The 544-nt window shown below is 54.2% G+C and carries 1 protein-coding gene and 2 tRNA genes; 1 reads left to right on the forward strand and 2 read right to left on the reverse strand.

Going from position 1 to position 544, the window contains the following annotated elements; translation table 11 throughout:
• A partial coding sequence (locus tag QC818_RS18325; RefSeq protein ID WP_309654306.1) for a hypothetical protein occupies positions 1 to 189 on the forward strand: 189 nt, incomplete at its 5' end.
• On the opposite strand, the gene QC818_RS18330 is transcribed toward QC818_RS18325, so the two are convergent.
• Together QC818_RS18330 and QC818_RS18335 are read right to left on the reverse strand one after the other, a co-directional pair.
• Positions 160 to 235 (reverse strand) — tRNA-Ala (locus QC818_RS18330). The genes QC818_RS18325 and QC818_RS18330 overlap by 30 nt on opposite strands.
• 107 nt (positions 236 to 342) lie before the next feature.
• Positions 343 to 419 (reverse strand) — tRNA-Ile (locus QC818_RS18335).
• Positions 420 to 544: the final 125 nt, after the last annotated feature.

A 544-nucleotide genomic window follows, 5' to 3' on the forward strand; every position in this document is an offset into this window, starting at 1 on the left:
CATGTCCTTTCTTTCGAAAGGAACTTTGTCAGCATGATTCACATTGTTAAAGAGCGACTGTTCGAAGAACAGTCGGAAGTCATAAGAGCGAAGAAGGAAGAAAACCCTTCTCTCTCAAGACTTGCGACTGGTCTCGTCACGATACGACTGTCGGGAGGATGGTGGAGCCTAGCGGGATCGAACCGCTGACCTCCTGCGTGCAAGGCAGGCGCTCTCCCAGCTGAGCTAAGGCCCCTCTGACGTTCCCGTCTTGGATAGGGAAATTTGAGCAAGACGAGGCGCTTTTCGCCGACGTGTAGCCTGCTACACGAGGTGGAAAGCAACGACGTATTGCGCAAATTTTGGTGGGTCTGGGCAGACTTGAACTGCCGACCTCACCCTTATCAGGGGTGCGCTCTAACCAACTGAGCTACAGACCCGGCTATAACCACTGGGTCCGCGACCCAAACAGTCTTTGCTCTGGCCGATCAGGTAATTCATTGTGAGCACTTGCCGAGTGCCGGTGACGTCGTCGATTAAGGAGGTGATCCAGCCGCAGGTTCCC

The organism is Halomonas koreensis (assembly GCF_031451675.1).
GTDB classification, from domain to species: domain Bacteria; phylum Pseudomonadota; class Gammaproteobacteria; order Pseudomonadales; family Halomonadaceae; genus Halomonas; species Halomonas koreensis.